The organism is Clostridium sp. (assembly GCF_036569345.1).
GTDB lineage: Bacteria > Bacillota > Clostridia > Clostridiales > Clostridiaceae > Clostridium_AD.
Genome location: NZ_DATCQT010000182.1, coordinates 1 through 6,742, shown reverse-complemented (window position 1 = coordinate 6,742; position 6,742 = coordinate 1). Strand labels below are relative to the sequence as shown.

Sequence of the window (6,742 nt, the reverse complement as noted above, 5' to 3'; positions counted from 1 at the left end):
TGTCTTAGTAACTTTCCTAAATTGACTATTTAGACTTTCTATAGCATTTGTAGTATATATAATTCTACGAATATAATCTGGAAATTCAAAGAATGTTATAAGATTATCCCAATTATCTTCCCAACTTTTTATTGCATTCGGATATTTGTCACTCCATTTTTCTTTTGCAGAAATCAAATTTTCACATGCCTCATCCTCGTTTACTGCACCATAGACAGCTTTTAGATCCTTTGCAAATGCTTTTCTGTCTTTAAATGGTATATATTTCATGCTTGCTCTTAATTGATGAATTATACAGCGTTGTATCTTTGCAAAAGGATATACAGCACCTATGGCTTCCTTAAATCCATTTAACCCGTCTACACAGAATACTAATACGTTCTGTAAGCCTCTGTTTCTAAGGTCATTAAGTACTGAAAGCCAGAACTTACTACTTTCATTTGCCCCAATCCATATTCCAAGCACCTCTTTTTCACCATCCATATTTACACCCAATACGACATAGGCTGCTTTAATTACAATATGTTTGTCATCGCGTACTTTAAAATGTATTGCATCCATAAAAACAAATGAATATGTCTTTTCGAGCGGTCTGTTTTGCCACTCTGCAACTAAAGGAAGTATCCTGTTTGTTATATTTGATACCATTTCAGCAGATATATCAACTTCATATAAATTTTTGATTTGCTCTGATATATCTCTTGTAGTCATTCCCGTTGCATAAAGAGCAGTTATTTTATCTTCGATACCATTTATATTCCTTTGATACTTAGGCAATATTTTAGGCTCAAATTCGCCATTTCTATCTCGTGGTATATTAAGATCTATTGCTCCAAGTTCGGATTTAACAGTCTTTTTAGAGTAACCATTTCTACTGTTCGGAGTTTGTTTTTCAGATATATCATACTTGTCATATCCAAGTTGCGAATCCATTTCTGCCTCTAGCGTTTCCTGAAGAACATCTCTGAACATACTCTTCATAGCTATTAAGACCTCATCTGGACTTGTAAATTTCTGCTCATTGATATAATCCCTTAAAATTTCTTTTGAAATGTTTGACATAAAAATACTCCTCCTTACAATCTTTGATAATCACTTATCTCAATTATTGCCAAGAAAGAGTACATTATATTCTGTTTACACAAAATTATTTACAGGCCCCCACCTTTTCAAGATAAGTAGCTATGGGTACCATAGCACATACTCAAACTTATTTACTGTACTTCTAAGCCACTTCAGTTGGTATATAAGCAATGTTAGATTTATTAGCAATATTAAGCTTATCCTGCGTGAACAATGCACCTGATTCCATAGTTGTTAAGTATTCAAGTCTTATTAGTCTGTAAACATCTTTGTAGTCATTTACTAAAAAATATAGATTGGAATCATGTTTCTTAATCAGCGCGGTTTCTATACCCTTAACTGTACATAAGATTAATTCCGCACAATAACTATCCCCTACAGTAGTAATATCATTTAAAATAATATTTTCAAAAACTTGAATGTCTCTCATTGGTTATTCACCTCTCATGGCAACTATAACACTTATCAATAACGAATAAATAAATTAGTAATTTATTTAAGATAAAATATCCTCGTTTTTTTTAAATGTTACATTCACATTAAGACTATTTGCCAAAATTAAAAGGCATTCAAGATAATTAAAATTATATTGTATGCCTTTTATAGTGTTCGTTTGTAATCTATGACTTCAGCATATAAATGTTTATTAATCAATAAAACAATTCTAGACAAACACCATTAGGTATATTATATATATTCACTTAGGTCATACTCCAAACGAACGCTTTGCTTATTCTATTAAAAGGTATCTAAGTATTTTTTTTATTTACCTGTTAGGTTAACATAAAAATATTTCTAGTTAAGATTCCTTTTCATACTAAGTTGATTTGATATGTTGTATTAATTTCTCAGATAAGATAAAATTTTATAATGGAATAAAAAAGAAGGCATTTAATTGCCTTCTTTTTATTCTTCCTGAAGATTTTTTATTTAAATTCAGTTATCAGTAATATCTGTATTGCGATTAGAACGTCTAATTGAATTTGGTAACATTACATCAATTTCTTGTTCTGAAAATGTTTGTTCTTCTTCGGTTTTTAAAGCTTTTTGTGCTAAATCATAACTTTTAGAATCAGTTCTTGGAGAATTACTATATACTTCTGCTGTTCTATTTTGAAGCTCACCCCGTTTCAACATGATTTCTTGTGGCTCAAGCATTTCATAATCAGTAAGCAATGAAACATATTCTTCTCTTATTTTCCATAACAAATCAGCAGATTTTTGATGTTTATTTGAAATTTCTACTAAATCAAAATTTTTAAAATATGTATTTAGCATAAGCAATGCCAATGATAATAATGCTCCAATAATCCCAGATATTTTTTTATTAGATATTATAGTTAGAATAAAACTTCCTGTGGTTAGAGCTGATAAAACAATTTGTCCTATTTTAAGTAATTCATTTTTCTTTAGTAGTCTCCCAATACATTTTTCGTGACATGTGCCTGTATATACAATTCGACCGTAAGCTTCTCTAATTTGAGACTCTAATTTATACCCTTGGCTAATTAAAGAATTTCGTTCCATAAATGTCACTCCATTTTTGTTTTGCTGTATAGTCATTCGCTTCACTTTCAATTGCTTCTAAGCTTTTATTATATGCACTTAAAGCCTTAGTTTGAAAATTATCATTATTTCTCAAAACATGACGATTACTTCCAGGAGCTGACCAATATAATGTAGAAGGATCAATATTCTTCAAATACTTAAAGAAATCACGACTCATCCAATCATAATAAGTATATGATTTATCTTTATACGCTGAATCTTTGATAAATTTGTATGCTAAAGTATCTATAACGATTCCATGGATAGGTACATTACAGTTATTTTTCCATGCACGAGCCATTCTACATAATCTCTTTAAATTTTTATTTGTAGCACTATTCATTAAATTTATAGCTTCAATTTCACTTCTGGGGTAAGTGGTTTCCCATGTGCCTCCACTATTTGAATCTGGGTAAGTATAACTTTTATTGTCAACGTTTATGAACGCAGGTACAATTTCAAAACGAATTCCATCACTAAAAGTAATTGAAATAATTTGCCCATCACCTTTAGATAATGATGTACTATAAGTTCTTTGTAAAACGTCCTTAACCTCTTGTAATAAAGCAGATTGTCCATTACTTAAATAATTATTAAACTTTGTATATGTAGCATATGGTAACTGTACAATTATATCAATATCACTGGTAGAAATTTCAGTGCCTCTTCCATAAGAGCCAACATAAAGACTATTATTTGTCTCTGAACTTGTATTCCAAAAATCTAAATTAATCCTTGTTGTTATTTTATGATATCTATCTCGAATAGTCTTTACTTTATCGCTGCTCATTTTTAAATCAGAACAAAACTTTGTAAAATTTTCAGTTACTGCCATAAATATCCCCCTCATAAAAATTATATATATTAGTCTTTACATTACTTCTATATGAAATATGTGTCAACTCATTTTATACAACATAATTTTCGTTATATTGTATGCCACTATAAATAGCCTATACCCTCATTCATACTTTTGTATATGTAATAAATCACTATTTTCACTGCATAAAAGGTGTCTAATTGAGAATATACACTACTTTTATGTACTTTTTTTCACTTTTCCCATTACATTATGAGAGGGTGTTTTATAAGGTTTTATAAGTAAATAATCAATAATCCATTTAAAATTTTCTAATAGAAAACAATAATTCTTTTTTTTTAATAGAAAACTCTTCTTCTGTTATAATTCCCTCCTCTAATAATTCTTTATATTTCATAATTTCATTTGTTACTCTAATACGAACTTAGTTGGAATTGAGGTTATAAATTATACCTAAGAATAAAAAAATTCTAAAAAATAGAGAAGAAAACCCTAATTTATAAAGAGATTAGTATAATATAAAATCTCTATACTTTAACTAGGATATATGGAGGTCAGGGTTTTCAACAGTTCCAGCATTAGTAAAACTAGAATGAAAATAATAATGTTCACCAATATCATGTTATTGAGATTTCACTCTAACCTCTACTAAATATTAGTGATCATATCTAAACTATTGATATGACTGTATTAAAGGCTAAAATTGGTCTTGGAATTCTTTTTAGGTATGAATAAAATAATAAAGATAGAATAATATAAAATCAACGAGTAAATAATAGCATTATCGAGCTACAGGGACTATACTTGCATTATATAGAGGTTTATGTTATTTTAATTAGGGAGAAGAGAAATGCAATAGACGTATACTTACGTTTTAGAATTGCATATAATACTTGTATAAATTTAATATATAAGCTGGAGGTATAAAATACATGAAATCACTTGCGAGAATGATTCTAATTCTTGCTATAGATGTGATCCTAATGGTTGTATTTACTATACCAGTTAGTTAATCAATTGTAGCCGGTTCATATTTGGGTGTGAAAACCCTTTATGAATCGGCTTATGTTTATAACAATACAAAATCCTTGCTTATCTATATACCATAAACTATTAAACCTCACTTATAGATTTTATATTTGAGCATAAGTTTTGACACCTTTGGATACATTGATTGCAGGTTATTATTTTACCTTTGTCAATACTTTTTAGTTATGACACTGATGTGTGAAATATGATAATAAAATTTCTTCAAAATATAATTTTGTATTTTTATTTGTTTGTTCAGATAAAACATACTAAAGTATTATAAATACTTTTATAGTACACGCCTATAAACCATAGGTACAACCTCTTTAAGAAGCTCCACAATATGAATAATATGGTATAATATTGTTATAGCTTCTTGTTAAGAATAATATTTTTGTGAAACATATCGATATAGAGGAGAATCAGTAGAATATTATAAGATTTCATAGTCTGAGCTTATACAAATCATAGGAGGAAACTAATGTCAAAAATCACGCCACAAACAGACTATTTTAATAAAGCCTCAAAGTATAGAAAAATTTATAATTTTACATTTTGGATTGTTTTAATCTTTTCCATAGTATTTTGCCTGTTAAATAAAAGTAATGTTGTAAATTATATTAGTATATTTTCTATTATAATTATTAGTATATTAAAGTACACCATTGACTCTTATCAAGAAAAAGCAGAGGAAAAAAGAAGAACTGCTTTATTTGATAATTCATTTGGAACTATGTATTCACTGAAGCCGTCTATTGGCTATTATGACAGTGAAGAAATTGAAAATGGTATCTACAAATTGATAGTTAATGTTTTTGAAAGTTCTTTGATTTCTTTGGAGGTTTCAACAAAGATGAAAGACAAAGAAGTGTGTAAAAACATTCTGCTAACAATAGTAATTTTAATATTTGCAATTTACGGATTTAGTAGAAGTAATACTGCTTTACCTATTCTGCAATTATTTTTATCTCAATATTTTATATTGAATTTAATTGCCCTTAAAAAATACAATTCAAAGGTAGAGAATTTATATAATGAAATACTTAACATGTTTTCAGATGGGTTAAGTAATAATCATAAATCTATAAAAAAATATGAAGGAGAAATAGTAAAAATAATTGTAGAGTATGAGTCAAATATTTCAAATTTAAAGGTGTTTTTGAATAGTAATATATTTAATGAATTAAATAACGATATTATGAATAACTGGACTAAACTAAAAAATAATTTTAATATAACGGAATAAAATGGGGGGATTTTGAAATGAGTGTTAATAGTTACTTGGAGAAATTATCTAGTGACTTAGTGTTGGATACAAGTGAAAAAAATAGCATAAGTACTTCAATAGAAACTTTAGAAGGTAGATTAAGTCGCCATTTTGGAGATGATATTAAAGAAAAATTTTGTTTTGGTTCATATACTAGAGGAACAATTCTTCCTAGAAAAGGAGATAAACAATCAGATATTGATTATATGATTGTTTTTAATAATGATAATCAATTTAAACCTCAAACGTTTCTAGATAAACTAAGAGCTTTTGCAGTAAAGTGTTATTCTACTTCAGAAATTCATCAATCATATCCAACAATAATACTTCGGTTAAACCATATAAATTTTGAGTTAGTGCCTGCTTATGATGCAGCATACTATGGCAATAATTATAAAATTCCAGCTCCTAACAATGAATATGAAAAGTGGACATCAACAGACCCAAATGGATTTAACATTAAATTAACCGATACCAACATAAGTAATAACAGCAAAATAAAACCAATGATTCGATTAATAAAATATTGGAATACAAGAAATAATCATGTATATAGTTCTTATTCACTTGAAAAACATTTAATAAATTCGAACTATTCTTATTTAAGTACTAGTTTGAAGGATTATTTCTATGATAGTGTTGAAGGATTAGTAACTTGGGATTTATCATCACAAACTTCAATTGACAAAGTTAATAAATTAAAAGAAAAAATAAATGAAATAAAACAGTTGGAAAATGACAACTGCCCTTTTACTGCCGAAACTAAAATTGAAGAGTTATTACCAAATATTAATTAGAATAAAAACATGTTTAATAGTTGCCTACACAATTTATTTAATATCTGATATTAAATATGAACTAACGAACTATTTTCTATTTTTTAAGATATATAAAATATACTCTCTTTTCAAAATCTATATCTTAAATTCTGAAGCTATTATTTTCTGCATATTTAATCATTTCATTTTTAAAGATAGACATTTTAAGTATTATGT

Annotated in this window: 7 protein-coding genes; 2 read left to right on the top strand and 5 right to left on the bottom strand. The window is 27.6% G+C overall.

The genetic code is table 11. From position 1 onward, the window contains the following. The 5 genes from VIM70_RS19355 to VIM70_RS23475 form a co-directional block, all read right to left on the bottom strand. Positions 1-1,062: IS256 family transposase (locus VIM70_RS19355; protein WP_331947425.1), on the bottom strand; the 1,062-nt coding region annotated here is incomplete at its 3' end. A 163-nt stretch (positions 1,063-1,225) separates the two neighbouring features. Further along, positions 1,226-1,513, bottom strand: coding sequence for a hypothetical protein (locus VIM70_RS19350; RefSeq protein WP_331947424.1), 288 nt, complete (start codon positions 1,511-1,513; stop codon positions 1,226-1,228). 506 nt (positions 1,514-2,019) lie between these two features. Then, positions 2,020-2,610 (bottom strand): SLATT domain-containing protein, encoded by a 591-nt coding sequence (locus VIM70_RS19345; RefSeq protein ID WP_331947423.1) that lies wholly within the window; start codon positions 2,608-2,610, stop codon positions 2,020-2,022. Next, positions 2,588-3,466 carry an SMODS domain-containing nucleotidyltransferase gene (locus VIM70_RS19340; protein ID WP_331947422.1) on the bottom strand — a complete coding sequence of 293 codons (879 nt, stop codon included), beginning with the start codon at positions 3,464-3,466 and terminating at the stop codon, positions 2,588-2,590. Before VIM70_RS19340 ends, VIM70_RS19345 begins: the two co-directional genes overlap by 23 nt. A 286-nt stretch (positions 3,467-3,752) precedes the next feature. Continuing rightward, the gene (locus VIM70_RS23475) at positions 3,753-3,848 is read right to left on the bottom strand and encodes an SHOCT domain-containing protein (RefSeq protein ID WP_331947421.1); all 96 of its coding nucleotides are present in this window, start codon (positions 3,846-3,848) and stop codon (positions 3,753-3,755) included. A gap of 1,113 nt (positions 3,849-4,961) precedes the next feature. On the opposite strand from VIM70_RS23475, the gene VIM70_RS19330 reads away from it, so the two are divergent. Together VIM70_RS19330 and VIM70_RS19325 are read left to right on the top strand one after the other, a co-directional pair. Beyond that, the gene (locus tag VIM70_RS19330) at positions 4,962-5,726 is read left to right on the top strand and encodes a hypothetical protein (RefSeq protein ID WP_331947420.1); all 765 of its coding nucleotides are present in this window, start codon (positions 4,962-4,964) and stop codon (positions 5,724-5,726) included. A gap of 17 nt (positions 5,727-5,743) precedes the next feature. Then, positions 5,744-6,544: an SMODS domain-containing nucleotidyltransferase gene (locus VIM70_RS19325; RefSeq protein ID WP_331947419.1), complete on the top strand. Its 801-nt coding sequence runs from the start codon at positions 5,744-5,746 to the stop codon at positions 6,542-6,544. Positions 6,545-6,742: the final 198 nt, after the last annotated feature.

Coding starts and splice junctions, on each gene's coding strand:
- VIM70_RS19350 (WP_331947424.1), bottom strand. CDS start 1,513: ATGAGAGACATTCAAGTTTTTGAAAATATTATTTTAAATGATATTACT.
- VIM70_RS19345 (WP_331947423.1), bottom strand. CDS start 2,610: ATGGAACGAAATTCTTTAATTAGCCAAGGGTATAAATTAGAGTCTCAA.
- VIM70_RS19340 (WP_331947422.1), bottom strand. CDS start 3,466: ATGGCAGTAACTGAAAATTTTACAAAGTTTTGTTCTGATTTAAAAATG.
- VIM70_RS23475 (WP_331947421.1), bottom strand. CDS start 3,848: ATGAAATATAAAGAATTATTAGAGGAGGGAATTATAACAGAAGAAGAG.
- VIM70_RS19330 (WP_331947420.1), top strand. CDS start 4,962: ATGTCAAAAATCACGCCACAAACAGACTATTTTAATAAAGCCTCAAAG.
- VIM70_RS19325 (WP_331947419.1), top strand. CDS start 5,744: ATGAGTGTTAATAGTTACTTGGAGAAATTATCTAGTGACTTAGTGTTG.